Source organism: Streptomyces sp. NPDC031554 (assembly GCF_055580685.1).
Genome location: NZ_JBVIKX010000006.1, coordinates 168,599 through 194,325, shown reverse-complemented (window position 1 = coordinate 194,325; position 25,727 = coordinate 168,599). Strand labels below are relative to the sequence as shown.

Genomic DNA, 25,727 nt, shown 5'->3' with positions numbered 1-25,727 from the left:
CTTGGGTCAGGGACGAGTGGGTCGGACGCGGCGCCTGCGTCCAGCGGTGAGTACGGGCAAGCGGTTGCCGTTGTTCAAAGGCGTTGCGAAAACATCCGCGGGACCGGCGGTGGCCGGCCCCGCCGCCGAGTCGATTGACGAATCATGCAGGACACTGCATACTCATGCATGAGTCAGCCTGTGAAGAGCACCGGTCGGCCTGCGAAGACCCGAGTTCGCCCACACCCCTCTAGGAGCAACGCAAGTGAGCAGCAACAGCGGTGACGTACGGCTCTGGGGCGGCCGGTTCGCCGACGGGCCCGCCGAGGCCCTGGCGAAACTGTCCGCGTCCGTCCACTTCGACTGGCGGCTCGCGCCCTACGACATCGCCGGTTCGCGTGCCCACGCGCGCGTGCTCCACAAGGCGGGCCTGCTCACCGACGACGAGCTGACGGCCATGCTCGCGGGTCTGGACCGGCTGGCCGCGGACGTGGCCTCGGGGGCCCTGGTCGGCACCGTCGCCGACGAGGACATCCACACCGCCCTGGAGCGGGGCCTGCTGGAGATCCTCGGCCCCGACCTCGGCGGCAAGCTCCGCGCGGGGCGCTCCCGCAACGACCAGGTCGCCACCCTCTTCCGGATGTACCTGCGCGACCACGCCCGGATCATCGGCGGCCTGATCGCCGATCTCCAGGACGCGCTGATCGGCCTGGCGGAGGCCCACCCGGACGTGGCGATGCCCGGCCGCACCCACCTCCAGCACGCCCAGCCGGTCCTCTTCGCCCACCACGTCCTCGCGCACGTGCAGCCCCTGTCCCGGGACGCGGAGCGGCTGCGCCAGTGGGACGAGCGCACGGCCGTCTCGCCGTACGGCTCGGGGGCGCTCGCCGGCTCCTCGCTCGGCCTCGACCCGGAGGCGGTCGCCGCCGACCTCGGCTTCGAGCGCGGCAGCGTCGGCAACTCGATCGACGGCACGGCCTCCCGCGACTTCGTCGCCGAGTTCGCCTTCGTCACCGCGATGATCGGTGTGAACCTCTCCCGGATCGCCGAGGAGATCATCATCTGGAACACGAAGGAGTTCTCCTTCGTGACCCTGCACGACGCGTTCTCCACGGGCTCGTCGATCATGCCGCAGAAGAAGAACCCGGACATCGCGGAGCTGGCGCGCGGCAAGAGCGGCCGCCTGATCGGCAACCTCACCGGCCTCCTGGCCACCCTCAAGGCCCTGCCCCTCGCCTACAACCGCGACCTCCAGGAGGACAAGGAGCCCGTCTTCGACTCCTGCGAGCAGCTGGAGGTCCTGCTCCCCGCCTTCACCGGCATGATCGCCACCCTCACCGTCCACCGCGAGCGCATGGAGGAACTGGCCCCGGCCGGCTTCTCCCTCGCCACCGACGTCGCCGAGTGGCTCGTCAAGCAGGGCGTGCCGTTCCGGGTGGCGCACGAGGTCGCCGGCGAGTGCGTGAAGGCCGCCGAGGCCGAGGGCAAGGAGTTGGACGAGCTGACCGACGAGCAGTTCGCGAAGATCTCCGCCCACCTCACCCCCGAGGTGCGCTCCGTCCTCAATGTCCCCGGCGCCCTCGCCTCCCGCGACGGCCGCGGCGGTACGGCGCCGAGCGCGGTCGCCGTCCAGCTCGCCGAGGTGAAGGCGGACGTGGCCCTCCAGCACCGGTGGGCCGGCGCCGAGAAGTAGCGGCTCCGCCGCCGTCGGGGCGTCGCGGGTTACGTTGGTCGCCAGCCGTACCGGAGCCGACCCGATGGAGCCCGCGATGCCCTTCGCCCGCCTCGCCGCAGCGACGACCCCCACCTGCCACATCGGCCTGGGCCTCGCCGCGGTCGGCCGCCCCGGCTACATCAACCTCGGCCGGGACCGGGACCTCGGGGACGACCGCGGCGTCGAGGCGCTGCGCGCCCGCACCCACGAACTCCTCGACGCCGCCTACGCCCAGGGGGTCCGTTACCTCGACGCGGCCCGCTCCTACGGCCGCTCCGAGGAGTTCCTCGCCGACTGGCTGAGGTCCCGCCCCGACGTGTCCGACGTCGTCGTCGGCAGCAAGTGGGGCTACACCTACACCGCCGGATGGACCACCGACGCCGAGCGGCACGAGGTCAAGGACCACAGCCTCACGACGTACGAGCGCCAGCGCGCCGAGACGGCCGCTCTGCTCGGTGACCGTCTCGACCTGTACCAGATCCACTCGGTCACCCCGGACAGCCCGGCCCTGACCGACAAGGAACTCCACGCCGAACTGGCCGAGGCCGCGGCCGCAGGCCTCACCGTCGGCTTCTCCACCAGCGGTCCCGCCCAGGCCGACGCCGTCCGCGCCGCCCTCGCCGTCGAGGTCGACGGAACCCCCCTCTTCCGCACCGTCCAGTCCACGTACAACGTCCTGGAGACCTCGGCCGGCCCGGCCCTCGCCGAGGCCCACGAGGCCGGACTCACGGTGATCGTCAAGGAGGGCATGGCCAACGGCCGTCTCGCCGGGCCGTACGCACCGGACGCCCTGAGGGCGGTGGCCGAGGAGACCGGCCTCGGCTGTGACGCGGTCGCCCTCGCGACGGTCCTGCGGCAGCCGTGGGCCGGGGTCGTCCTGTCCGGCGCCGCGACGCTCACGCAGCTCTCCTCCAACCTGCACGCGGCCGTCGTCGACCTCGACGAGGACCGGCTGGCCCGGCTCGCCGTCCTGGCGGAGGAGCCGGCCGCCTACTGGGAGCGACGCGGCCGTCTGCCCTGGCACTGAGGGATCTCCCCGGGAAGCGCCACGAGAGACGCGCGTGCCGCCAATGAGACATTGATGTCTCATATGGGTTAGGCTCGTCTCATGGCTGTCGATCGTGACCACGTGCTGCGCAGTGCCGCGGCCCTGCTGACCCGCAGATCCACCGCGACCATGGACGAGGTGGCCAGGGCCGCCGGGATCAGCAGGGCCACCCTGCACCGGCAGTTCGCCGGACGCGACGCGCTCGTACGGGCGCTGGAGGAGCTCGGCATCCACGAGTGCGAGGCCGCCCTGGACCGGGCCCGCCCCGACGACGGCCCGGCGAGCGACGCCGTCCGCCGCCTGGTCCGCGAGATCGAACCCGCGGCCGCCCTGCTGGCCTTCCTCTACAGCGAGAACCAGCTGTTCGAGGGAGAGGGACAGAACGAGGGCTGGACCAGGATCGACGACCGTGTCGCCGCCCTGTTCCGGCGCGGCCAGGCCGACGGCGAGTTCCGCATCGACCTGAGCCCGGCCTGGCTCACCGACGCCCTGTACGGCCTGCTGGCCTCCGGTGCCTGGGCGGTCGCGGAAGGCCGCGTCGCCCGCAACGACTTCACCCACATGATCGTCGAGCTGCTGCTCGGGGGCGCGCTGAGGAGGCGGGAACCGTGACCGGCACGCTGCAGCCGGTGAACCCGGACGAGGCGGTGAAGCGCCCCGGCCGCTGGCTCGCGCTCTGCGTCCTCGTCCTCGCCGTGCTGCTGGTCGCCGTCGACGCGACCGTCCTCGGCCTGGCCACCCCGTACATCAGCGAGGATCTGCGGCCCTCGGGGACCCAGCTCCTGTGGATCGGCGACGTGTACTCGTTCGTCATCGCCGGTCTGCTGGTCTCGATGGGCAGCCTGGGCGACCGGATCGGCCGCAAGCGCATCCTGCTCGTCGGCGCCACCGCCTTCGGCGCGACATCCGTGCTGAACGCCTACGCGACGACCCCCGAGATGATGATCGCCGCCCGCGCGCTCCTCGGCGTCGCCGGCGCGACCCTGATGCCCGCCACCCTCGCCCTGATCCGCAACCTCTTCCACGACCCGCGCGAGCGGAGCCTGGCGGTGGGAATCTGGGGCGCCACGGCCTCCGCCGGCACCGCGATCGGGCCGATCGTCGGCGGCTTCCTCCTCGAGCACTTCTGGTGGGGCTCGGTCTTCCTCATCAACCTGCCCGTGATGGCGGTCCTCGTCGTCGTCGGCATCCGGACCCTGCCCGAGTCCCGCAAGCCCGATCCCGGCCCGTGGGACCTGGGCAGCGTGGCGCTCTCCCTCATCGGCATGATCGCGGTCGTCTACGCCGTCAAGGAGGCCGCCGCCCACGGCCTCACCCGGGCCACGGCCGGCGCCGCCCTGCTGGGCGCGGCGGCCCTGTACGGCTTCGTCCGCCGCCAGCTGACCCTGCCGGTGCCGCTGCTGGACATGCGCCTGTTCCGCAACCGCGGCTTCAGCGGCGCGGTCCTGGCCGACCTGCTGACCGTCCTCGGCCTGTCCGGCCTGGTCTTCTTCCTCTCCCAGTACCTGCAGCTGGTGCAGGGCAGACGCCCGTTGGAGGCGGGACTGGCCGAACTGCCCGCCGCGGTCGGCGCGGTGGCGGCCGGTCTGGTCGCCGGCCACGCGGCCCGGCGCCTCTCGGTGCGGGCGGTCGTCTCCGGCGGTCTCGCGGCGATCGGCCTGGCGCTGGCCACCCTGACGGTGATCGACGAGAGCACCGGCTATCCGCTGCTCGGGGCGTCCCTGCTGGCCGTCGGCGTGGGCGCGGGCTTCTCGTTCACCGTCACGGCCGACGTGATCCTGTCCTCGGTGCCCAAGGAGGAGGCCGGCTCGGCGTCCGCGGTCTCGGAGACGGCGTACGAACTGGGCGCGGCCCTCGGCATCGCCGTCCTGGGCTCGATCGTGACGGGCGTCTACCGCGGCTTCCCGGCCCCGCCGGGCACGCCCGCGGGAGCGCACGAGTCGCTGGGCGGGGCGGTGGAGGCGGCCTCGGGCCTGCCCGCGGACACGGCCGGGGAACTGCTGGCGTCGGCACGCGGGGCCTTCGTCGACGGCCTCGCGATCGCGGCGGGCGCGGGAGCGGTGGTGCTCCTGGCGACGGCGGTGGCCGCGTGGTTCATGCTCCGGGGCCAGCGGCTGGACAGCCGGCCCTGACGGTCGTGGAGCCGTGCCGACGCGCGGCTCCACGGCGTGGGCGAGCGGCCGCCCGCGGGGCGGCCGCGCGTCCTCAGGCGGCCTTCGCCTTCGTGGCGTACATGTCCACGTACTCCTGCCCGGACAGCCGCATGACCTCCGTCATCACGGAGTCCGTCACCGCGCGCAGCACGTACCGGTCCCGGTCCATGCCCTCGTACCGGGAGAACTCCATCGCCTCGCCGAAGCGGACCGTCACCTTCGAGGGGCGGGGCATCCCCGAGCCGCCCGGCTGGATCTTGTCGGTGCCGATCATCGCGAAGGGCACCACCGGCGCACCGGTCATCAGGGTCAGGCGGGCGATGCCCGTACGCCCCCGGTACAGCCGGCCGTCGGGGGAGCGGGTGCCCTCGGGGTAGATCCCGAAGACCCGGCCCTCCTCCAGGATCCGGCGGCCGGTCATCAGGGCGGCGACCCCGCCCTTGCCGCCGTCGCGGTCGACGGGGATCATGCCGACGCCGGTGAAGAACCAGGCCATCAGCCGGCCCTTGAGGCCCTTGCCGGTGACGTACTCGTCCTTGCCGATGAAGAAGACCTGCCGGTCGCAGACCAGCGGCAGGATCATCGAGTCGATGAAGGTCAGGTGGTTGCCGGCCAGGATGACCGGACCGTCGCCCGGGATGTGCTCCACGCCTTCGACCCGGGGGCGGAACATCAGGCGCATGACCGGTCCGAGCACTGCCTTGATGAGCGCGAAGCGGGACAACGAGCCCTCCGATGTCAAGGGATAGCGGTATGAGTCTGTGCAGGTGAGGACGATACTCGCGCCGCCGGGGGCGGCGCACATCGGGTTCACCGAGGTCTTACGCACTGTTGACCTACGTTTACCTGCACGGCCGATCCGCCGCGGGCCCGACACACGGACGGGACGATGTGACGGACATCGCGCTCCGAAGGCCCGCGGGCTCCCCGCGGCCTCCGTGCCGGTGGCCGGGTGCGGCCTCGGCCGGTGACGGTCGCGTACCCCGTCCCGCGCCGGCGAACCGGACGATGCGTCAAGTCGTCGTACGGCAGGCGCCATCCACCGTCGGCCGGGTGTTCGGGTCGCGGTCTCCCGGCGGCCATGTCCACCCCCCTACGATCGGCGCGCACGGGACGAGCCGATGGCAGGAGGACCCTCATGGTGTCGCAGGAGTCGCAGAACTCGAACGCCCGGACGAGCGGAACCGGACGGCGGGCGTTCCTCGGAGCGGCCGCCGCGCTCGGCGCCGCCGGAACGACCCTGGGACTCGCCGGCCCCGCGGCGGCGACCGGGACGCGGCACGAGGGCAAGGGTGTCCGCGGTCTCCCCGTGCCGACGATCATCGGCCACCGCGGTGCCAGCGGACACCGGCCCGAGCACACCTTCGGGTCCTATCAGCTCGCCCTCGACCTCGGCGCCGACATCGTCGAGGCCGGCGACCTCGTCCCCACCAAGGACGGCCACCTCGTCTGCCGTCACGAGCCGGAGATCGGCGGCACCACGGACGTCGCGAGCCACCCGGAGTTCGCCGGCCGCCGCACCACCAAGCTCCTCGACGGCGTCTCCACCACCGGCTGGTTCACCGAGGACTTCACGCTCGCCGAGCTCAAGACGCTCCGCGCGACCGAGCGCATCCCCGCCAACCGCCCCCGCAACACCCTCTACGACGGCCGCTGGGAGATCCCCACCTTCGAGGAGGTCCTGCGCTGGCAGGACGAGCAGACCCGCAAGCGCGGCAAGCAGGTCTGGATCTACCCCGAGCTCAAGCACCCCACCTACTTCCGCAAGCTCGGCCTGAACCTGGAGGAGCGCGTCGCCAGGCTGCTGCGCAAGCACGGGAAGGACGGCAGGAACGCGCCCGTCATCCTCCAGTCCTTCGAGCCGACCAGCGTCCGGCGCCTGGACAAGATGGTCGGCAACCCGCTCGTCGTCCTGCTCTCGGGCGCCGGCACCCGCCCCTGGGACTTCGTCGAGACCGGCGACCCGCGAACGGTCGCCGACCTGGTCACCCGCGAGGGCCTGCGCGAGATCGCCGGCTACGCGCAGGGCATCGGCCCCACCCTCGACCTGGTCATTCCCAGGGACGCGGCCGGCAACCTGACCACGCCGACCACCCTGGTGAAGGACGCCCACGCGGCCGGCCTGATCCTGCACCCCTACACGCTGCGCAACGAGAACCCCTTCCTGCCCGCGAACTTCCGCAGGGGCACCGGCGCGGACGCCTACGGCGACGTGTTCGGCGCGTACCGGGCCTACTTCGCGACCGGGATCGACGGCGTCTTCACCGACCAGCCGGACACCGGCCTCCTCGCCCGCGAGGACTTCGTCAACGGCTCCTGACCCCGCCGGGACTCCTGACCCCGCCGAGGTGACGACCGGCCGCCCGGGCGATCCGCCCCCGGGCGGCCGCGTCGCACCGCACACGACGTACGACGAGCCCGCCGACCCGCCGACCCGCCGCCGCTCACGGTGGCGGCCGGGGGCGGGCTCCACGCACACCGCCGGGGCAGAGCCCGCCGACCTCGGACAGGCCGTCCGGCCACGCCGTGCGGAGCGCCCCCCACCGACGGCCCGCCCCGGGGCTTTCGCGGGGACCGGCGACCCGCGGGACCGGCCGCGCCGCGCGGGCCGGGCCGCGCCGGGTCCGCCGCGCTGCCCGGCATGGCCGCCGCACCGCCCGGCGGGACGTCCCGCCGTCGCCGCGAGGCCTCGGGTACCGGGGGATCGCGGGGGAGTCGGGTATCTCACAGGGAAGTCCCGGACCGGAACGTTCCAGATGCCCGGCATGTCTGCGACGTCCGTCCCGACCGGAGGTTGCGGCCCGTGGAGCGCGGGGATAGGAGTGTAGGACCACAGGCGATCAGGTGAGCGGGAGGCGTGCGCACATGGGCATGAGCGTGACCATCTCGGCGGGGGCCGAGCAGGATGCCGAACAGATCTTCAGGCTTCAGTACCTGTGCTTCCAGGGCGAGGCGGCGCTGTACGGCAACTACCGCATCGCCCCCCTGGTGCAGACCCTCGACTCCGTCCGGCAGGAGCTGGCCTCCGACTGCGTCTACGTGGCGCGGCTCGGTGAGGAGGTGGTCGGCTCGGTGCGCGGCACGATCACCGAGGACGGCACGGCCTCCATCGGCAGGCTCTGCGTCCACCCCCGCCTCCAGGGGCACGGCATCGGCGCCAGGCTGCTGCGCGCGGCCGAATCGGCGCTGGCCGAGGAGCGCGGCGCCACCAGGTTCCGTCTCTTCACCGGCCACCGCAGCGAGGGCAACCTGCGCCTGTACCGCCGCGTCGGCTACCGGACGGTGGGCACGTCCCAGGGGTCGGACGGTGTTCCGATGATCGTCCTGGAGAAGACGGCGGACGAGTTCGCCGCCACGGCCTGACCCTCCGGGCTCAGCCGGCCCGCCGCGCCCTCCGCAGCCAGAAGAGCGCGGTCAGGGGCAGCAGCACCGGGATGAACACGTAGCCCATCCCGTAGTCCGACCACACGGTCGAGTCCGGGAAGGCGTCCGGGTCCACCAGGGTCCAGGTGCCCACGGCCAGCACGCCCGCCAGCTCGGCGGCGCAGCACACCTGCGCCGCCCTGCGCGCCCTCTCCCCGCCCCGCACCAGCGAGTACGTGATGAAGCCGTACGCCAGGCCGGCCACCGCGGACAGCGTGTACGCGAGCGGGGCCCGGTCGAACTCCGTCGCGATCTGGTACGCCGACCGCGACACCGCCCCGACCACCATCACGCCGTAGAACCAGACCAGCAGCAGACCGGGCCCGCCGATCAGCCGCGCCGGCTTCTCCTTCACGGCCGCCATCTCAGCCTCCCCAGATGTCATACAGCCGCACCTCCAGGACCGCGAGCACGACCCCGCCGGCCGCGACCGTCACCGAACCCCACCGTGTCCGCTCGGCCAGCGACATGAACCCCGCCGCCGGCACGCACGCGAAGGCACCCAGCAGATACGCCACGAAGATCACCGTGCCCTGCGCCGGGTCCTCGCCCCGCGCCAGCAGCACGATCCCGACGACCAGCTGGACCAGCGCCAGCACCGAGACCACGGCCATCCCGATGAAGTGCCAGTCCTTCGTCGGCTGGTCACGGTAGGCGGCCCAGCCGCACCAGGCGGCGAGCAGCAGCGCGGCGACACCGGTCGTCAGCGTCAGGACATCGAGCATGCAGTGACCCTATTACGGCCGTATGCGGCCCCCACGGCCGGGCCCGCGCCCGATCCGAACCGGGTCCGCGCCCGGTCCCGGCCCTGCCGGCGGCCGTGGCGGCGGCCGTGGCGTTGGCCACAACCCGCCCCGGCCGCGGACCCGGGGCCGGGGCGGCGGGAGGACCCGGGCCCCCTTGTCCCCCCCTGGTCGGAGGCGGGGGAGCGGCGAGAGGGCGGAAGGCCCCGTCCGTGCGTGCGCACTGTCCACGGCTGTCCAACATGTGGACGGTTCGTCTTGGTCAGGACCGTAGGTCTGCTTTACTGATCGCATGACCACGACGAGCAGCCGCACCCTTGCGACCGAGGCGACCATGACGCCCGGTGCTCGTTGTACGTGTCGAATGTGCGCCTTCTAGAGGGCCCCCGCACCACCTCCCGAGCTCGCGCCCCGAAGCGAGACACCGTGGCACGTCCGTACGCCCCGCGTACATGACGAGGCACCTCCCCCACTGCCTGGACGGCGCGGGGAGACCCATCGCGCACATGTTCTCCCCCGGTTCCCTCGCCACCGCGAGAACCGTGTCGCGTCCCTGACCGAATGCACCCGTGCCCGGGCACACCCACGCCCGCGCACTCGACAGTGACGGAAACCCACGTGATCACCACCACGGGCCTGACGAAAATCTACGGGGCCGACCGCTCACGCGGCCGTGAGGTCACCGCCCTCGACGGCGTCGATCTGCACGTCCGCGAAGGTGAGGTGTACGGCGTCATCGGCCAGTCCGGCGCCGGCAAGTCCTCGCTGATCCGCTGCGTCAACCTCCTGGAGCGCCCCACCTCCGGCACGGTCACCGTCGCCGGCCAGGACCTGACCGCCCTCGCCGGCCGCGGCCCGCGCGCCGGCCGGCAACTGCGCGAGGCGCGCAGCCGCATCGGCATGGTCTTCCAGCACTTCAACCTGCTGTCGTCGCGGACCGTGCGGGACAACGTCGAGCTGCCGCTGGAAATCCTCGGGAAGTCGGGGAAGGAACGTTCCCGCAAGGCGCTCGAACTGCTCGACCTCGTCGGTCTCGCCGACAAGGCGGGCGCCTACCCCGCCCAGCTCTCCGGCGGCCAGAAGCAGCGCGTCGGCATCGCCCGCGCCCTCGCCGGCGACCCCAAGGTGCTGCTCTCCGACGAGGCCACCAGCGCCCTCGACCCGGAGACCACCCGCTCGATCCTCCAGCTGCTGCGCGACCTGAACCGCCAGCTGGGCCTGACGGTCCTGCTCATCACCCACGAGATGGGCGTGGTGAAGTCGATCTGCGACTCCGCCGCGCTCATGGAGCGGGGCCGCCTCGTCGAGTCCGGCACCGTCAGCGAGCTGCTCGCCACCCCCGGCTCCCGGCTGGCCGCCGCGCTCTTCCCGGTGGGCGGCGAGGCGACCGGCGACGACCGGACCGTCGTCGACGTCACCTTCCAGGGCGAGGCCGCCACCCAGCCGGTCATCTCCCAGCTGTCGCGCACCTACAACATCGACATCTCGATCCTGGGCGCGGCCATCGACACCGTCGGCGGCCTCCAGGTCGGCCGGATGCGCATCGAACTGCCCGGCCGCTACGAGGACAACGTGGTGCCGATCGGCTTCCTGCGCGAACAGGGTCTTCAGATCGACGTGCCCGGCGCCGCCGACGAGCGGCCCCCGCTGGTGAAGGACGGTGCCAAGTGACCTGGTCCGAGATGCAGCCCCTGCTGGAGCAGGCGTGTTGGGACACCCTCTACATGGTGGGCTGGTCCACGCTCATCGCCGTCGTCGGCGGTCTTCCGCTCGGGATCCTCCTGGTCCTCACCGACCGGGGCGGCCTGCTGCAGAACGTCGTCGCCAACAAGGTGATCGGGCAGGTCGTGAACGTCGCCCGCTCGATGCCGTTCATCATCCTGATGGTCGCGCTGATGACCTTCACCCGCTGGCTGACCGGAACGACCATCGGGCGTGAGGCCGCCATCGTGCCGCTCGCGATCGGTGCGATCCCCTTCTTCGCGCGCCTGGTGGAGATGTCCGTCCGCGAGGTCGACGGCGGACTCGTGGAAGCCGTCCAGTCCATGGGCGGCAGCACCTGGAAGATCGTCCGCAGCGTCCTCGTCCCCGAGGCGCTGCCGTCCCTGATCTCCGGCGCCACCACGACCGTCGTCGCCCTCATCGGCTACTCCGCCATGGCCGGCACCGTCGGCGCGGGCGGCCTCGGCGACATCGCGATCCGCTACGGCTACCAGCGCTTCGAGACCGGCCTAATGTGGATCACCGTCGCCGTCCTGGCCGTCGTCATCTCCCTGCTCCAGTTCGGCGGCGACCTCGCGGCCCGCTCCCTGCACCGGCGCACCGGCAAGGGGACCCCGCTGCTCCTCTTCAGGCCGCTGCGCGGCGTCCTGCCCGGCACGGTCGCCACCGACGCCGTCAAGAAGAGCTGACCGGCACCCGCACCCCCGGACCACCTCCCTCCGTTCTCCCCCGCACACCCACCGCGGGGACGCACCACCTCAGGAAAGGCACTTTTCGTGCGTAACACCGTCAAGATCACCACCGCCGTCCTCGCCACCGGAGCCCTCACCCTCGGACTCAGCGCGTGCGGCTCGGACAAGGACTCCGGCTCCGCCGACACGAGCGGCCCGCTGATCGTCGCCGCCAGCCCCGTCCCGCACGCCGAGATCCTCACCTTCGTCAAGGACAACCTGGCCAAGGACGCGGGCCTCGACCTGGAGGTCAAGGAGTTCACCGACTACGTCACGCCGAACACGGCGACGGAGGACGGCTCGGTGGGCGCCAACTACTTCCAGAACCAGCCCTACCTCGACGACTTCAACAAGAAGAACGGCACCCACATCGTGCCCGTCGTCACGGTCCACCTGGAGCCGCTCGGCCTGTACTCCAACAAGTTCAAGAGCGCCGACGACCTCAAGAGCGGCGCGACCGTCGCCGTCCCGAACGACACCGTCAACGAGGCACGCGCCCTGAAGCTGCTCGCCGCGAACGGCCTCATCACGCTCAAGGACGGCGCGGGCAACTCGGCGACCCCCGCCGACATCAGCAAGAACCCGAAGAACCTCAAGTTCAAGGAGCTGGAGGCGGCCCAGACCCCGCGCTCCCTGGACGACGTGGACGCCGCCGTCATCAACGGCAACTACGCCATCGAGGCCGACCTGAAGCCCTCGAAGGACGCCCTCGTCCTGGAGTCCGCCACGGACAACCCCTACGGCAACTTCCTCGCCGTCAAGGAGGGCAACGAGGACGACCCGCGCGTGAAGAAGCTCGCCAAGCTCCTCACCTCCGCCGAGGTCAAGAAGTTCATCGAGGACAAGTACGCCGGTTCCGTCATCGCGTCCTTCTGACGCACGAGCCGACACGCGAGCCCCCGCGGGAGAACACCGCCCGCGGGGCCTTCGCGCGGTGGCGTCCTCCCGCCCCGACGACCGCCGCACACCCCGGGGTCCGCGCCGCCGGCCGGCGCGGACCCCGTGGTGCGACCCGGTGCTTTCATGCTGCATGCTGGGCAGTTCAGCGGGCCTGACGGTCGAACAGATCGGACCCCGACGGTTTCGAAGGTTACGGAGCGGCGCATGACGAGCACCTTCCCCAACATCTCCATCAGCACGGAGCGGTTGGTGCTGCGTCCCCTCGACGAGGACGACGTGCCCGCGCTGGCCGAGATGATGAACGACGAGCAGGTCACGGCCTGGACCTCCGTCCCCCACCCCTTCACCGCCGAGGACGCCCGCGCCTGGATCACCGGCCACGCCCCCGCCGAACGCACCTCCGGACGCGGACTCCACCTCGCCGTCACCGAGTTCCTCACCCAACGGCTCGTCGGCGTCGTCCGGCTCGGCGGGACCGACCGCCACGTACGGTCCACCGAGCTCTCGTACATCATCGCCCCCTGGGCCCGCGGCGAGGGCTACGCCTCCGAGGCCGCGCTCGCCACCGCCCAGTGGCTGTTCACCGACCAGAAGCTCGAACGCATCGAGCTGCGCACGGCCGCCGACAACACCGCCGCGCAACAGGTCGCGCAGAAGATCGGCTGCATCAGCGAGGGCGTCCTGCGCGGCGCCTGCATAGCGCGCGTGCGTGCCGACGACGGCACCTGGAGCGAGGCGCGCACCGACTTCATCGTGTGGAGCCTCCTCCCGGAGGACATCGAGGGCGCGGGGGAACACCTCACCGAGAGCGGCGGCTACCCGTCGTACGACGACTGGAACTGATCCCGGGGCGCCGCACCGCCGCCCACCCCGCACGACCGGGTACTCTCACGGAGCCCCGCCAGCCCCGCCAGCAGCGCAGACCCACGGGAGACAGACGACGATGGCCGACCGCGTCACGGTGATCGGCTGGGACGGCTCGCCGCTGACCGCCGCCGCCCGTTCGGCCCTGGGCGCCGCCACCCTGGTGGCCGGTGCCGCCCACCACCTGGCGCTGCCCGAGGTGCCCCCCACCGCCGAACGCATCCGCCTCGGCAGCGTCGCCCTCGCCGCCCGCCGCATCGCCGGCCACCGCGGCACGGCCGTCGTCCTCGCCGACGGCGACCCCGCCTTCTTCGGCGTCGTACGCACCCTGCGCGCACCCGAGTTCGGCCTCGAGGTCGAGGTCGTCCCGGCCGTCTCCTCCGTCGCCACCGCGTTCGCCCGCGCCGGCATGCCCTGGGACGACGCCCAGGTGGTCGTCGCCCACCGGCGCACCCTGCGCCGGGCGGTGAACGTGTGCCGGGCCCACCCCAAGGTCGCCGTCCTCACCTCGCCCGGGGCCGGCCCCGCCGAGCTGGGACTGCTCATGGAGGGCGTCCACCGCACCTTCGTCGTCTGCGAGGAACTCGGCACCGACCGCGAGCAGGTCAGCGTCGTCACCTCCGAGAAGGCCGCCGACCACACCTGGCGCGACCCCAACGTCGTCATCGTCATCGGCGGCACCACCGGCACCCCGCCGGCGGGCGACGGCGGCTGGATCGCCGGCCGCGACCCGGCCGCCGGCCCCCGCGGCTGGACCCTGCCCGCCGGGGAGTACGGCGGCGGACTGGGCGAGGGGGAGGCGGAGCTGCTGCGGGCGGCCCAGCTCGCCCGGCTCGGACCGCGGACGGGCGACCTGGTCTGGGACATCGGCTGCGGCAGCGGCGCCTTCGCCACCGAGGCCGCACGGGCCGGGGCGGCCGTCATCGCCGTCGACCGCGCCCTGGAGGCGTGCGCCCGCACCGACGCCGCCGCGCGCCGCTTCGGCGTCCAGCTCCAGATCGTCCGCGGCGCCGCCCCGCACGTCCTGGAGGACCTGCCCGAACCGGACGTCGTCCGCGTCGGCGGCGGGGGAGCGGCCGTCGTCTCGGCGGTCGCCGACCGCCGTCCGCAGCGCATCGTCACCCACGCCATGACCCGCGACGCCGCCGAACGCGTCGGCCGCGACCTGACCGAGCACGGCTACCGGGTGGAGTGCGCCCTCGTGCAGTCCGTCGAACTCGACACGCGGGCCTGGACGGAGACGGAGCGGAGCGTCGCGTTCCTGCTCAGCGGGGTTCTCCCGGACCGTTCGGACCGACCCGGTCCGCCCTCCCCGTGATCCCCTCGTCCCGCGGCGCGCGGTAGGCTGGCCGATCGTCGTACCGCATTCGGACGCCCGGCTTTTCGTCGGTCAATGTCCGGAAAACGCATTCGTTTTGGGGTGGGTGTGGTACGGCAGAACCTGAGGGCGCGCAACGTGGCGCAGTCCACAGCGGAGCGTCGCGGATCAAGCTGTCGCGACGCGGCAACGGCCGCGACAATGCCACTGAATGGCTTTGTCGTCTTTTCCGGGCGGGTCGTTCGTGCCGCTGGGCGCGGACGCTCGTTCTTCACTACGGGGCGGTCGGTGCGCCGTCCCGGGTGAGCTGGTCGTAGGAGCACTAACCGATGGGCGAGGGGTACGCATGACCGACACCGGCCAGGTTCCGGGCGAGGGACTGCCGGAGAACGCAGGCATGGTGGAGCAGCAGGGCGCCCCCGCGCCCGGCGCGTACACCTACCTCTCCGAGACCACCGCCCAGGACGAAGACCTGTTGCTGCTGCCCGGCGCCCAGAGCGCCTGGGGCAACGAGGTGGCGCCGCCCGCGCCGGAGCCCGTGGTCGAGGCGGTGCACGAACCCGGACCGCACGAGACGGCGGGCCGCGACACCGGCTCCGTCGACCTCGGCGCCGTCCGGCTCCCGAACCCGTCGACGCCGCCCGCGACACCGCGGCGCCCCCTGCACCTCGGCCCGCCCCTCCCCGACACCTCCGCGAGCCCGGTCCGTTCCCTCGCCGACCGGGGCCCCGCGGGCGCACCGGTGCGTCACCCGGGCACACCCGCCCCCGGACCGGAACACCTCGACGTCCAGCACCCGCGCGACACGCCTCCGCAGGCCGCCGCGCCGTGGGGTGCCCAGCCTGCCGTCCAGGCGCAGGCCACCGTCCAGCCGCAGGTCGCCTCAGGGGCGGTCGCTGCGGAAACGGTTGTGCCGGAGGCCCGGCAGCAGGGCGCGGCCCAGGCGGTCATGGCCCGCCTGGCCTCGGAGACGGGCACACCGCGGCCCGAGGACCGCACGGAGGTGCTCCTGACACCGGAGGCGGCCGAGTCCGTGCCCGCCGGAGCGGGCGCCGACGCGGCCGTGCCCGCGACCCCGGAGCCGCAGCCGGCGGCCCCGACCGCCGACACCGTGTCCGGACCGGGCCCGGAGCCGGTGGCACAGGTTCCCGGGCCCGGGCGCGAGCCCGGGCTCGCGCCGGACGCCTCGGCGCCCGAGGCCCTTGACGCGTCCCCCGCCCTTGACGCGTCCCCCGCCCTTGACGCGTCCCCCGCCCTTGACGCGTCCCCCGCCCTCGACGCGGCCCCCGCGGACGAGGCGGTGCCGCCCGTCGAGGCGCCCGGGGCACCCACGGAGGTGCCGGCTCCCGAGGCCGTCCAGGTGCCCGGGGCCCCGGCCCCCGCCGAACCCGCCGTCGAGGTCGCGCCGGCTCCGCAGGCCACCGAACCCGCCGAACCCGCCGTACCCGCCGTCGAGGTCGCGCCGGCTCCGCAGGCCCCGGAGGCCACCGAAGCTGCCGAACCCGCCGAAGCCGTCGCTCCGCAGGCCGTGGAAGCACCCGCGCCCGCCGCCCCGCAGGCCCCGGAAGTCCTCCAGGTGCCCGAGGCCGCCATCACGCCGGATCCCGCGCAGGAGCCCCGGTCCGGCGCGGTCCCGGACGCCCTCGGGGCAGCCGGTGCCGTACCCGCCCCGGACCCGGTGCCCGAGCACGCGGCCGCGGCCCCCGAAGCGCCCGCCGCTCCGGAGGAGCCCGCGCCCGCGCCGGAAGCGGCCACGCCGCTGCCCGACCCGGTGACCGTCGCGCCCGCGCCGGAAGCCCCCGCGCCGGAAGCCCCCGCTCCGGCGGCGGATATCGCCGCGCCCGCGCCGGTCGCCCCGGCCGCCGGGACCCCCGCCCCCGAGGCCGCCCCCGCCGAGCCGGCCGCCGTCCACCGGCCGGCCGAGCAGGCGGCCCACCAGCAGGGTGACCAGGTGGCCCGGCAGCCGGATCCGGGGCCGACGGTCCCGGAGCAAGCCGGGACGGAACCGTCCGTCGAACCCGTCCCTGCCGCCCCCCTCACCCAGCCCGTGCAGGACGTCCACCCCGGCCCGGCCCCGCAGCGGGAGCAGGAGCAGGAGCACCCGCAGGGTCCGGCCCATCCGGTGGACCCCGCGTCCCGTGTCCCGGACGCCTCCGGTCCGGTCGCGGCGGTGACGGCCCAGGACGCACCGCAGGCGGACCCGGCGCCCGCCGCCCCCGACACGGCGGTCCTCCCGTCCGCCGAGGCCGTCCCGTCCCCGGAGCACCGGCCGCTGGGCAGGTTCGTGCCGGTGGAGGGCACGGTGCCGACCACCCCGCACCTCGCCCCCACCCCGCCGCACGCCCTCGTGCTCCCCGCCGACGAGCCGGCGCCCCCGCACACCGCGCCCGAGGCGGCGGCCTCCGCGGCGCCCGTGGCCGGGGAGGCGCCCACGACCGAGGAGGCGCCCGTGACCGAGGAGGCGCCCGTGACCGGGGAGCTCCCGGCCGCGCCGCCCGCCGTCGCCCCGGCGGCGGACGTCCCCGCCCCCCGAGAAGCGGCCCCCCTCGCCGTGGACCCCGCCACCCCGGCCCCCGCCGCCGCCGAGGAGTCCGGACCCGTGCGGGAAACCGACCCGCACGTCGCGCAGAACGCGGAGGACCTGGACACCAGGGTCGCCGACCAGGAGGAGAGCACGGCCGCAGTGGAAGACGCACGGGAGTCCACCGGCCCCGCCGCCCCCGCGTACGACGACGCCGAGCGCGAGGCCGTCCTGAAGGTCATGCGCGAACGCCGGGACATCCGCAACGGCTTCCGCGGCGACCCCATCCCGCACGAGGTGCTGCTGCGCGTCCTGGAGGCCGCCCACCACGCGCCCTCCGTCGGCCACTCGCAGCCCTGGGACTTCGTCGTGATCCGCTCCGCCGAGACCCGGCGCGCGATGCACGAGCTGGCGATGCGGCAGCGGGACGCCTACGCGAAGTCCCTGCCCAAGGGCCGGGCCAAGCAGTTCAAGGAACTGAAGATCGAGGCCATCCTCGACACCCCGGTGAACATCGTCGTCACCGCCGACCCCACCCGTGGCGGCCGCCACACCCTCGGCCGCCACACCCAGCCGCAGATGGCGCCGTACTCCTCCGCGCTCGCCGTGGAGAACCTGTGGCTGGCGGCCCGCGCCGAGGGCCTCGGCGTCGGCTGGGTCAGCTTCTTCGACGAGCGCGAGATGGTCCGCGCCCTCGGCCTGCCCGAGCACCTCGACGTCGTCGCCTACCTCTGCGTCGGGTACGTCGACGAGTTCCCGGACGAGCCCGAGCTGATGCAGGCCGGCTGGGCCAAGCGCCGCCCCCTGTCGTGGGTCGTCCACGAGGAGACGTACGGCCGCCGCGCGCTGCCCGGCGAGGACCCGCACGACCTGCTCGCCGAGACCGTCGCCGGGATCCGCCCGCTGGACGCCAAGGCGCTCGGCGAGGCCTGGGAACGGCAGAAGCGCATGACGAAGCCGGCCGGCGCGCTCGGCATGCTGGAGATCATCTCCGCGCAGCTGTCCGGGCTGTCCCGCCAGTGCCCGCCGCCGATCCCGGAGCCCGCGGCCGTCGCGATCTTCGCCGGCGACCACGGGGTGCACGCCCAGGGCGTCACCCCCTGGCCGCAGGAGGTCACCGCGCAGATGGTGGCCAACTTCCTCGGCGGCGGCGCGGTCTGCAACGCCTTCGCGAGCCAGGTGGGCGCCGAGGTCTGCGTCGTGGACGTCGGCGTCGTGGCCGACCTCCCGGCCACCCCCGGTCTGCTGCCCCGCAAGATCCGCGCGGGCACGTCCGACATGACGACCGGCCCGGCGATGTCCCGCGAGGAGGCCAAGCAGGCCATCGAGGTCGGCATCGAGACGGCCCGCGACCTGGTGGCGGCCGGCAACAAGGCCCTCCTCACGGGCGAGATGGGCATCGCCAACACGACGGCGTCCGCGGCCCTCATCGCGGTCTTCACCGGCGCCGACCCGGCCGAGGTCACCGGCCGCGGCACCGGCATCAACGACGAGACCCTCGCCCGCAAGACCGAGGTCGTCCGCCGCGCCCTGGAGGTCCACCAGCCCGACCCGGCCGACCCCGTCGGGGTCCTCGCGGCCGTCGGCGGCTTCGAGCACGCGGCGATGGTCGGCCTCCTGCTGGGCGGCGCGTCCCTGCGCACGCCGGTGATCCTGGACGGCGTGAGCGCCGGCGCCGCAGCGCTGGTCGCCCGCGCGATCGCCCCCGAGGTCCTCGCGGCCTGCATCGCGGGCCACCGCAGCGCCGAGCCCGGCCACGTCGCCGCCCTCAACAAGCTGGGTCTGCGCCCCCTGGTCGACCTCGACCTCCGCCTGGGCGAGGGCACCGGCGCCCTGCTGGCCCTTCCGCTGGTCCAGAGCACGGCACGGGCGATGCACGAGGTGGCGACCTTCGACTCGGCGGGAGTGACCGAGAAGTAGGACACCCCCGGGGCCGGCGGGCATGCGCTCCTGCATGCCCCCCGGCCCCGCCGTACGCTGAACGCACCTCTAAAATGCGCACGTCAGGGCTGCTCCAGAGCCGCAGCGCCCGCCTCCGCCCGTTCGAGGAGCCGCCCCTCATGGCCGAACACCCCGCCTACCCCGTAGGCCTCCGCCTCACCGGCCGCCGTGTGGTCGTCGTCGGCGGCGGCCAGGTCGCCCAGCGACGCCTGCCGGCCCTGATAGCCGCAGGCGCGGACGTCCTCCTCGTGTCCCCCGAGGCGACCCCTTCCGTCGAGGCGATGGCGGACGCGGGTGAGATCACCTGGGAGCGGCGGGCCTACACCGTCGGCGACCTCGCCGACGCCTGGTACGCGCTGATCGCCACCGGCGACCCCGACGCCAACGCCGCCGCCTCCGCCGAGGCGGAGCGCCACCGCGTGTGGTGCGTGCGCTCCGACGACGCCGACGCGGCCACCGCCTGGACCCCCGCGACGGGCCACAGCGAGGGCGTCACCGTCGCCGTCCTGACCACGGACGCCAAGGGCCGCGACCCCCGGCGCACCGCCGCCATCCGCGACGCCGTGGTCGAGGGCCTGCGCGACGGCACCCTGGTCGCGCCCCACCACCGCACCCGCACCCCCGGCGTGGCCCTCGTCGGCGGCGGCCCCGGCGACCCCGACCTGATCACGGTCCGCGGCCGCCGCCTCCTCGCCGAGGCCGACGTCGTCATCGCGGACCGCCTCGGCCCGCGCGACCTCCTCGCCGAACTCCCGCCGCACGTCGAGGTGATCGACGCGGCGAAGATCCCGTACGGGCGGTACATGGCCCAGGAGGCCATCAACAACGCGCTGATCGAGCACGCCGAGCAGGGCAAGTCGGTCGTCCGGCTCAAGGGCGGCGACCCGTACGTCTTCGGCCGCGGCATGGAGGAACTCCAGGCGCTGGCCGAGGCCGGCATCGCCTGCACGGTGGTCCCCGGCATCTCCAGCTCGATCTCCGTCCCCGGCGCGGCCGGCATTCCGGTCACCCACCGCGGCGTCGCCCACGAGTTCACCGTGGTCAGCGGCCATGTCGCCCCCGACGACGAGCGTTCCCTGGTCGACTGGCCCTCCCTCGCCAAGCTCACCGGCACGCTGGTGATCCTGATGGGCGTCGACAAGATCGGGAAGATCGCCGAGACGCTGATGGCGCACGGCAAGCCGGCCGACACCCCGGTCGCGCTCGTCCAGGAAGGCACCACGGCGGCCCAGCGCCGCGTCGACGCCACCCTGACGACGGTCGCCGAGACGGTCCGCACCCAGGAGGTCAGGCCTCCCGCGGTCATCGTCGTCGGCGAGGTCGTCGGCGTCGGCCTGCCGGCACCGGCGTGACCACCTGCATATAACCCCCGGTAACACGCTCCCGCCAAGCCGTTGGCACCGCACTCAGGACAAGGCGGTATCACCCCCGTGGCCGATCTCATCACCGTCGAGGACCCCGACGACCCGCGCCTGCGCGACTACACCGGCCTGACCGACGTCGAGCTGCGCCGCCGGCGCGAGCCCGCCGAAGGCCTGTTCATCGCCGAGGGCGAGAAGGTCATCAGACGGGCCAAGGAGTCCGGCTACGAGATGCGCTCGATGCTGCTGTCCGCCAAGTGGGTCGACGTCATGCGCGACGTCATCGACGAGCTCCCGGCCCCGGTCTACGCCGTCAGCCCGGAGCTCGCCGAGCGGGTCACCGGCTACCACGTGCACCGGGGCGCCCTCGCCTCCATGCAGCGCAAGCCGCTCCCGACGGCCGCCGAGATCCTGCGGACCGCACGCCGGGTCGTGATCATGGAATCGGTGAACGACCACACCAACATCGGCGCCATCTTCCGGTCCGCCGCGGCCCTCGGCATGGACGCGGTCCTGCTCTCCCCGGACTGCGCCGACCCCCTCTACCGCCGCAGCGTGAAGGTCTCCATGGGCGCGGTCTTCTCCGTGCCGTACGCCCGCCTGGACACCTGGCCCAAGGGCCTGGAACCGGTCCGCGAGGCCGGTTTCACCCTGCTCGCCCTCACCCCCGACGAGAAGGCCCGCAGCCTGGACGAGACGGCGCCCCACACCATGGACCGGGTCGCGCTCATGCTCGGCGCGGAGGGCGACGGCCTCTCCACCCGGGCCCTGGCCGCCGCCGACCAATGGGTCCGCATCCCCATGTCCCACGGCGTCGACTCCCTCAACGTGGGCGCCGCCGCAGCCGTCGCCTTCTACGCCGTCGCGACGGGCCGCCCGTCGGCATAGGCTCCGCCCGCCCCCGCGGCCGCCCGCCCACCGGCATCCCGCCCCACGTCCGCCTGCGCCTGGTGCGCGGGCCGTACGACGTCGTGTCCGTCGCCGAGACCTCGGGCCGCGCCCTGGCAGCCCTGGACGACCGCGATGCCGAGCGCCACGAGCAGCGTCACCACCACGAAGACGAACAGCCGCTGCCGCAGCAGCCGCGGATTGGCGGGCCGCAGCCCGGTGCCCGTGGTGCGCGGTGTCCGCCGGCCGGTACCGCCGCGCGGCACGGGCCTGCTGCCGCTGCCGGAACGGGTGTTGCGGGAGGAGCCCGTGTTGCGGGAGGCCGGGGTCGGCCGGGCCCCCGGACGGGACGAGGGGGTGCCGCCGCCGCGTGAGGCGCTGTCACCGCGCGCGGGCGTCCCGCCCCGGGGGGACGCGGCCCCGCGCGAGGACGGCACCCCGCCGCGGGACGGCGGCGGTCCGGGCTGCCGCAGCGTGCGCTCCGGGTGAAGGGTGTCGGCCGGCCGCCCGGTGGCCCGGTCGGCCTCCCCCGCGCGCGGTGCGGGCGGCCGCACCTCGGTGGGACCCTGGGCCTCGCGGGCCGCGATCTCCTTCAGCCGCAGCGAGAGGTCGAGCGTGCTGGGCCGCTCCTGCGGGTCCTTCGCCAGACAGGCCCGGATCAGCGGGGCCAGGGCGTCCGGTACACCGTGCAGATGGGGCTCCTCGTGCACCACCCGGTACAGCATCACCTCGGAACTGCCGTGCCCGAAGGGGGAGTCGGCCGTCGAGGCGTAGGCGAGGGTGGCGCCGAGCGAGAAGACGTCGGTGGCCGGGGTGACGAGCGCACCGCGCACCTGCTCCGGCGCGAGGAACCCGGGGGAGCCGACCGCCGTACCGACGTGCGTGAGGGTGGAGGCCCCCGTCGCCCAGGCGATGCCGAAGTCGATGATCCGCGGACCCTTGGGGGAGAGCAGGATGTTCGAGGGCTTCAGGTCCCGGTGCACGACCCCGGCCTCGTGGACGGCGACGAGCCCTTCCGACAGGGCGGCCCCGATCGACGCCAGCTCGGCCGCGCCGAGGGGACCGTCGTCGGCGACCCTGTCGTGCAGCGAGGGGCCGGGCACGTACTGGGTGGCGAACCACGGCCGGTCGGCGTCCAGGTCCGCCGCCACCAGCCGGGCGGTGCACCCGCCCCGGATCCGCCGTGCCGCCGACACCTCACGCGCGAACCGCGAGCGGAACTCCTGGTCCTCGGCCAGATCGGGCCGGATCACCTTCAGCGCGACCCGCTGCCCCTTCTTGTCGGAACCCAGGTAGACGACGCCCATCCCGCCCGCGCCGAGCCGTCGGTGAAGCTTGAACGAGCCGACGACGCGCGGGTCCTCGCGCCTCAGGCGCATCATCGCCATGTCCATCCCCGCTGCCCGGTCCGTGTGACGTGGCACAGCTTACGTTTCCGCGGCCGTTCGCGCGCAGAGGCCGCGCCCTCTCGGTCCCACCGATTGTCCCTGCCGGGAGGGGCACGTGAAGTGTGGTCAGGGGCCCGCGAAGCAGGCGCACTTCGCTTTTCCCCTGATCACAACCGCCAATGGACGAAGGGGGGTTGGTCCCGCGAGGGGTGACCGGGCGGAGAGGGCCGTCGTCGCCGGGAGAGCGGCGCGCGCCCGGGGCGGGGCGACCGGCCGGGAGGGCCGCCGGAGGGGGACCGGGGCGCGCGGAGGCGGCGGAAGTGAGCGAAGTCACCAGGCGGGGACAGTTGGGGAAAACCGGCCCGCACCGGGCACCCCCTTCCGGGAAGACCCCGAGACCCCGGACCCCGTCTCCACCCAGGGGAGTACTCCGCAGGTCACGGCTCATCCTCCGGGAGGCCCGGCAATCGGTACGAGGGCATGACGCCCGCAGGCCGCCACACCCCTAGATTTGAGGTCGAGCGGCGGGTGCAGCACTCGTCCCCCGAGGTCAGACGCCCGCCGCTTGCCAAGGACAACGAAAGAACGGTCAGGAGAGGGACCATGGCCCACACGGCACCGCGGACACAGCTCCGCACCGCACGACCCCGCCGTACGGGCCGCCGCCACCCCCTGGTGGCGACGGTCATGGCCCTCCCCCTGGCGGTCCTGCTCCTCGTCGTCTTCGACGGCTGGGAGACAGTGGCCACACAGGCGTCGTCCGTGGGTGTGATGCTGGGGCGCTGAGCGGCGACCCCAGGCCCGGAAGAGCGGTCCGGGCGGGGACATCCATCCATGAAACCCCGTGGGGACGGGGGTACGGCGGACGGCAGAAAATGCCGGCGCAGCTGGGGAGCTGCGCCGGCATTGCCCTTTCCCGCCGCGGATCGGGCCGATCCGGCCGTCCGGCCCGTCCGGCGTCCGAGGACCAGGCCGTTCAGGCCGAAGCGGGGATCCGGGTGCGGCAGTCCCCGGGGCCGGGACCGGAAGGGGCGGCGGGGCGAAACCCCCGCACCCCGCGACAGCACCGGCCCCGAGCCCGCCTCCGACACCCCCGATACCCTGCGGAGCAGACCCGCACCGCCCCAGGGAGCCCCGTGCCCACCCACCCCCTGCTCGCCGGACTCGCCTCCCGCGCCCGAGCCCACGCGCACACCCGCGGCCCCGCCTGCCCCTGCGGGACGGCCCCCCTCGCCGACCGTCCCGACGCCACCCTCGCGGACCGTCCCGACGCCACCGTCGTCCGTCACGCCGGCACCGTCGCCAAGGCCCACGCCCCGGACACCGACCCCGCCGCCCTCGTCCTCCGCCTCACCACCGCCACCCGCCTCCCCGAGATCCTCCTGCCCCCGCTCACCCCGACGCCCACCGTCCTCGACACCCGGCTCGTCACCCTCTGGCCGTACGGCGACCCCGTGGACCCGCAGGACCCGGACGCCGCTCCCTGGGAAGCCGCCGGCCACCTCCTCGCCCGCCTCCACCGCACCCCCGCGCCCACCCCGCTGCCGCCGATGCGCGGCCCCGCCAAGGCGGCCCGCGCCGTGGCACGCCTTCGCGAGGCGGGGGACCGCCCCGACGCCGCCCCCGTCCTGAGCGCCTGGAACCGCCTGCCCGCCTGGGCCCGCGGCGAGGCCCCGATGCCCGACGGCACCACCCTCTGCCACGGCGACCTCCACCTCGGGCAGCTGGTCCGTCACCCCGCCCCCGACGGCCCCTGGCGCCTCATCGACGTCGACGACCTGGGCGTCGGAGCCCCCGCCTGGGACCTGGCCCGCCCCGCCGCCTGGTACGCCTGCGGGCTGCTCCCGCCCGAGGAGTGGACCCGCTTCCTGACCGCCTACCGGCGGGCGGGCGGCCCCGCCGTCCCCGCCGACGGCGACCCCTGGCCCGCCCTCGACGTGCCGGCCCGCGCCCTCACCGTCCAGACCGCCGCCCGCGCCCTCGGCAAGGCCCTCGCCGACGGCAGGGAGCTGGACGAGGTCGAGCGGGCCCTCGTCGACGCCTGCGCGCGCATGGGACCGGTGACGGCCACGCCGGCCCCGCACTCCGCGAAGTAGGGTGCAACCGACCGCAGCGGGACAGAGTCTGTCCTGGTGATACGCGAAGCAGGACCGACCGGCGAGGAGTTGAGCCGAATCATGCAGTGTCCGAAGTGCCACGCCCAGATGCACACGTACAACCGCAACGGCGTCCAGATCGAGCAGTGCAGCAACTGCCGGGGGATCTTCCTCGACTACGGCGAGCTGGAGGCGCTGACCCGTGTGGAGTCCCAGTGGACCCAGCAGGCCCCGCCGCCCCCGCCCGCCCCGCAGGCGTACCCCGCCGCCCCGGCCGCTCCCGCCTGGGGCGCCCCGCACGGCGGTCACTACGGTCACAAGCGCCACAAGAGCTTCGGGCACATGCTCTTCTCCAGCTGAGCCGGGCACGAAGGAGCCCCCGACCGCGCTGGGCGGCCGGGGGCTCCGGTGTGTGGACGATACTGGGATTGAACCAGTGACCTCTTCCGTGTCAGGGAAGCGCTCTCCCGCTGAGCTAATCGTCCTCGGGATGATCACGGCCGGGGCCGTGGATGCTGCGTGCGCGATACTGGGATTGAACCAGTGACCTCTTCCGTGTCAGGGAAGCGCTCTCCCGCTGAGCTAATCGCGCGGGGGATCCGAAGATCCAGTGGACGATACTGGGATTGAACCAGTGACCTCTTCCGTGTCAGGGAAGCGCTCTCCCGCTGAGCTAATCGTCCTTGGAGGTGGAGACGGGATTTGAACCCGTGTAGACGGCTTTGCAGGCCGTTGCCTCGCCTCTCGGCCACTCCACCAGGAGTGCAGGGAACCGGGAAGTCCCCTTCTTCCTTCGAGCGGACGACGAGGCTCGAACTCGCGACCTCAACCTTGGCAAGGTTGCGCTCTACCAACTGAGCTACGTCCGCCTGTCGTTTCGGTCCGCTCTCGCGGCCCGGCGACGAGTTGAACTCTAGCGGATTCCGGGGCCAGTACA

21 protein-coding genes and 5 tRNA genes are annotated in these 25,727 nt (G+C 73.8%); 17 read left to right on the top strand and 9 right to left on the bottom strand.

Going from position 1 to position 25,727, the window contains the following annotated elements; all coding sequences use genetic code 11:
* Positions 1–244: 244 nt before the first annotated feature.
* The 4 genes from argH (at position 245) to ACZ5FU_RS18185 (ending at position 4,873) form a co-directional block, all read left to right on the top strand.
* On the top strand, positions 245–1,672 hold the full coding sequence (argH, locus tag ACZ5FU_RS18200) for an argininosuccinate lyase (RefSeq protein ID WP_469045539.1): 1,428 nt from the start codon (positions 245–247) through the stop codon (positions 1,670–1,672).
* A 76-nt stretch (positions 1,673–1,748) separates the two neighbouring features.
* Positions 1,749–2,720 (top strand): aldo/keto reductase, encoded by a 972-nt coding sequence (locus ACZ5FU_RS18195; protein WP_469045538.1) that lies wholly within the window; start codon positions 1,749–1,751, stop codon positions 2,718–2,720.
* A gap of 81 nt (positions 2,721–2,801) precedes the next feature.
* A complete protein-coding gene (locus ACZ5FU_RS18190; RefSeq protein ID WP_451527964.1) occupies positions 2,802–3,353 on the top strand; it encodes a TetR/AcrR family transcriptional regulator in 552 nt (183 codons plus the stop codon).
* Positions 3,350–4,873: an MFS transporter gene (locus tag ACZ5FU_RS18185; RefSeq protein WP_451527965.1), complete on the top strand. Its 1,524-nt coding sequence runs from the start codon at positions 3,350–3,352 to the stop codon at positions 4,871–4,873. The genes ACZ5FU_RS18190 and ACZ5FU_RS18185 overlap by 4 nt, the downstream gene beginning before the upstream one ends.
* A gap of 73 nt (positions 4,874–4,946) precedes the next feature.
* Here the strand turns inward: ACZ5FU_RS18185 and ACZ5FU_RS18180 are convergent, their stop codons facing one another.
* Complete coding sequence (locus ACZ5FU_RS18180; protein ID WP_451531180.1) at positions 4,947–5,618, bottom strand: lysophospholipid acyltransferase family protein; 672 nt, start codon at positions 5,616–5,618, stop codon at positions 4,947–4,949.
* A gap of 414 nt (positions 5,619–6,032) precedes the next feature.
* On the opposite strand from ACZ5FU_RS18180, the gene ACZ5FU_RS18175 reads away from it, so the two are divergent.
* Both ACZ5FU_RS18175 and ACZ5FU_RS18170 read left to right on the top strand, forming a co-directional pair.
* On the top strand, positions 6,033–7,214 hold the full coding sequence (locus ACZ5FU_RS18175; protein ID WP_469045537.1) for a glycerophosphodiester phosphodiesterase: 1,182 nt from the start codon (positions 6,033–6,035) through the stop codon (positions 7,212–7,214).
* A 545-nt stretch (positions 7,215–7,759) separates the two neighbouring features.
* Positions 7,760–8,257 carry a GNAT family N-acetyltransferase gene (locus ACZ5FU_RS18170; protein ID WP_451531176.1) on the top strand — a complete coding sequence of 166 codons (498 nt, stop codon included), beginning with the start codon at positions 7,760–7,762 and terminating at the stop codon, positions 8,255–8,257.
* Between the two features lie 10 nt (positions 8,258–8,267).
* On the opposite strand, the gene ACZ5FU_RS18165 is transcribed toward ACZ5FU_RS18170, so the two are convergent.
* Complete coding sequence (locus tag ACZ5FU_RS18165) at positions 8,268–8,681, bottom strand: hypothetical protein (RefSeq protein ID WP_469045594.1); 414 nt, start codon at positions 8,679–8,681, stop codon at positions 8,268–8,270.
* A 1-nt stretch (position 8,682) separates the two neighbouring features.
* Positions 8,683–9,042: a hypothetical protein gene (locus ACZ5FU_RS18160; RefSeq protein ID WP_469045536.1), complete on the bottom strand. Its 360-nt coding sequence runs from the start codon at positions 9,040–9,042 to the stop codon at positions 8,683–8,685.
* A gap of 636 nt (positions 9,043–9,678) precedes the next feature.
* Between ACZ5FU_RS18160 and ACZ5FU_RS18155 the strand changes: the two genes are divergently transcribed.
* The 8 genes from ACZ5FU_RS18155 to ACZ5FU_RS18120 all read left to right on the top strand — a co-directional run bounded on the left by ACZ5FU_RS18155 (position 9,679) and on the right by ACZ5FU_RS18120 (position 21,306).
* On the top strand, positions 9,679–10,731 hold the full coding sequence (locus tag ACZ5FU_RS18155; protein WP_469045535.1) for a methionine ABC transporter ATP-binding protein: 1,053 nt from the start codon (positions 9,679–9,681) through the stop codon (positions 10,729–10,731).
* Complete coding sequence (locus ACZ5FU_RS18150; RefSeq protein WP_451531173.1) at positions 10,728–11,471, top strand: methionine ABC transporter permease; 744 nt, start codon at positions 10,728–10,730, stop codon at positions 11,469–11,471. The genes ACZ5FU_RS18155 and ACZ5FU_RS18150 overlap by 4 nt, the downstream gene beginning before the upstream one ends.
* A gap of 87 nt (positions 11,472–11,558) precedes the next feature.
* The gene (locus tag ACZ5FU_RS18145) at positions 11,559–12,389 is read left to right on the top strand and encodes a MetQ/NlpA family ABC transporter substrate-binding protein (RefSeq protein ID WP_451531172.1); all 831 of its coding nucleotides are present in this window, start codon (positions 11,559–11,561) and stop codon (positions 12,387–12,389) included.
* A gap of 228 nt (positions 12,390–12,617) precedes the next feature.
* A complete protein-coding gene (locus ACZ5FU_RS18140; RefSeq protein WP_451780804.1) occupies positions 12,618–13,256 on the top strand; it encodes a GNAT family N-acetyltransferase in 639 nt (212 codons plus the stop codon).
* A gap of 100 nt (positions 13,257–13,356) precedes the next feature.
* Entirely contained in the window at positions 13,357–14,595 is a 1,239-nt protein-coding gene (cbiE, locus tag ACZ5FU_RS18135) for a precorrin-6y C5,15-methyltransferase (decarboxylating) subunit CbiE (protein WP_451531170.1), read from the top strand.
* A 346-nt stretch (positions 14,596–14,941) separates the two neighbouring features.
* On the top strand, positions 14,942–19,036 hold the full coding sequence (gene cobT / locus ACZ5FU_RS18130; RefSeq protein ID WP_469045534.1) for a nicotinate-nucleotide--dimethylbenzimidazole phosphoribosyltransferase: 4,095 nt from the start codon (positions 14,942–14,944) through the stop codon (positions 19,034–19,036).
* Between the two features lie 140 nt (positions 19,037–19,176).
* Entirely contained in the window at positions 19,177–20,409 is a 1,233-nt protein-coding gene (gene cobA / locus ACZ5FU_RS18125; protein ID WP_451531168.1) for a uroporphyrinogen-III C-methyltransferase, read from the top strand.
* Between the two features lie 78 nt (positions 20,410–20,487).
* On the top strand, positions 20,488–21,306 hold the full coding sequence (locus ACZ5FU_RS18120; RefSeq protein WP_451531167.1) for a TrmH family RNA methyltransferase: 819 nt from the start codon (positions 20,488–20,490) through the stop codon (positions 21,304–21,306).
* Here ACZ5FU_RS18120 and ACZ5FU_RS18115 read toward each other — a convergent pair.
* A complete protein-coding gene (locus ACZ5FU_RS18115; protein ID WP_451531178.1) occupies positions 21,273–22,700 on the bottom strand; it encodes a serine/threonine-protein kinase in 1,428 nt (475 codons plus the stop codon). The genes ACZ5FU_RS18120 and ACZ5FU_RS18115 overlap by 34 nt on opposite strands.
* Before the next feature lie 597 nt (positions 22,701–23,297).
* On the opposite strand from ACZ5FU_RS18115, the gene ACZ5FU_RS18110 reads away from it, so the two are divergent.
* The 3 genes from ACZ5FU_RS18110 to ACZ5FU_RS18100 all read left to right on the top strand — a co-directional run bounded on the left by ACZ5FU_RS18110 (position 23,298) and on the right by ACZ5FU_RS18100 (position 25,150).
* Positions 23,298–23,480, top strand: coding sequence for a hypothetical protein (locus ACZ5FU_RS18110; RefSeq protein WP_451531166.1), 183 nt, complete (start codon positions 23,298–23,300; stop codon positions 23,478–23,480).
* 350 nt (positions 23,481–23,830) lie between these two features.
* A complete protein-coding gene (locus ACZ5FU_RS18105; RefSeq protein ID WP_468646572.1) occupies positions 23,831–24,790 on the top strand; it encodes a phosphotransferase family protein in 960 nt (319 codons plus the stop codon).
* 81 nt (positions 24,791–24,871) lie between these two features.
* Complete coding sequence (locus ACZ5FU_RS18100; protein ID WP_451531164.1) at positions 24,872–25,150, top strand: TFIIB-type zinc ribbon-containing protein; 279 nt, start codon at positions 24,872–24,874, stop codon at positions 25,148–25,150.
* Between the two features lie 53 nt (positions 25,151–25,203).
* Here the strand turns inward: ACZ5FU_RS18100 and ACZ5FU_RS18095 are convergent.
* The 5 genes from ACZ5FU_RS18095 to ACZ5FU_RS18075 all read right to left on the bottom strand — a co-directional run bounded on the left by ACZ5FU_RS18095 (position 25,204) and on the right by ACZ5FU_RS18075 (position 25,659).
* Positions 25,204–25,275 (bottom strand) — tRNA-Val (locus ACZ5FU_RS18095).
* Between the two features lie 35 nt (positions 25,276–25,310).
* A tRNA-Val gene (locus ACZ5FU_RS18090) sits at positions 25,311–25,382 on the bottom strand.
* Between the two features lie 19 nt (positions 25,383–25,401).
* Positions 25,402–25,473 (bottom strand) — tRNA-Val (locus ACZ5FU_RS18085).
* Position 25,474: 1 nt separating this feature from the next.
* A tRNA-Cys gene (locus ACZ5FU_RS18080) sits at positions 25,475–25,548 on the bottom strand.
* Positions 25,549–25,586: 38 nt separating this feature from the next.
* A tRNA-Gly gene (locus ACZ5FU_RS18075) sits at positions 25,587–25,659 on the bottom strand.
* Between the last annotated feature and the right edge of the window lie 68 nt (positions 25,660–25,727).

Bases quoted from the DNA above. Each gene is read 5' to 3' on its own strand.
- ACZ5FU_RS18160 (WP_469045536.1), bottom strand. From the start codon at position 9,042: ATGCTCGATGTCCTGACGCTGACGACCGGTGTCGCCGCGCTGCTGCTC.
- ACZ5FU_RS18110 (WP_451531166.1), top strand. From the start codon at position 23,298: ATGGCCCACACGGCACCGCGGACACAGCTCCGCACCGCACGACCCCGC.
- ACZ5FU_RS18100 (WP_451531164.1), top strand. From the start codon at position 24,872: ATGCAGTGTCCGAAGTGCCACGCCCAGATGCACACGTACAACCGCAAC.
- cobT (WP_469045534.1), top strand. From the start codon at position 14,942: ATGACCGACACCGGCCAGGTTCCGGGCGAGGGACTGCCGGAGAACGCA.
- cobA (WP_451531168.1), top strand. From the start codon at position 19,177: ATGGCCGAACACCCCGCCTACCCCGTAGGCCTCCGCCTCACCGGCCGC.
- cbiE (WP_451531170.1), top strand. From the start codon at position 13,357: ATGGCCGACCGCGTCACGGTGATCGGCTGGGACGGCTCGCCGCTGACC.
- ACZ5FU_RS18115 (WP_451531178.1), bottom strand. From the start codon at position 22,700: ATGGACATGGCGATGATGCGCCTGAGGCGCGAGGACCCGCGCGTCGTC.
- ACZ5FU_RS18175 (WP_469045537.1), top strand. From the start codon at position 6,033: ATGGTGTCGCAGGAGTCGCAGAACTCGAACGCCCGGACGAGCGGAACC.
- ACZ5FU_RS18165 (WP_469045594.1), bottom strand. From the start codon at position 8,681: ATGGCGGCCGTGAAGGAGAAGCCGGCGCGGCTGATCGGCGGGCCCGGT.
- ACZ5FU_RS18140 (WP_451780804.1), top strand. From the start codon at position 12,618: ATGACGAGCACCTTCCCCAACATCTCCATCAGCACGGAGCGGTTGGTG.
- ACZ5FU_RS18190 (WP_451527964.1), top strand. From the start codon at position 2,802: ATGGCTGTCGATCGTGACCACGTGCTGCGCAGTGCCGCGGCCCTGCTG.
- ACZ5FU_RS18170 (WP_451531176.1), top strand. From the start codon at position 7,760: ATGGGCATGAGCGTGACCATCTCGGCGGGGGCCGAGCAGGATGCCGAA.
- ACZ5FU_RS18195 (WP_469045538.1), top strand. From the start codon at position 1,749: ATGCCCTTCGCCCGCCTCGCCGCAGCGACGACCCCCACCTGCCACATC.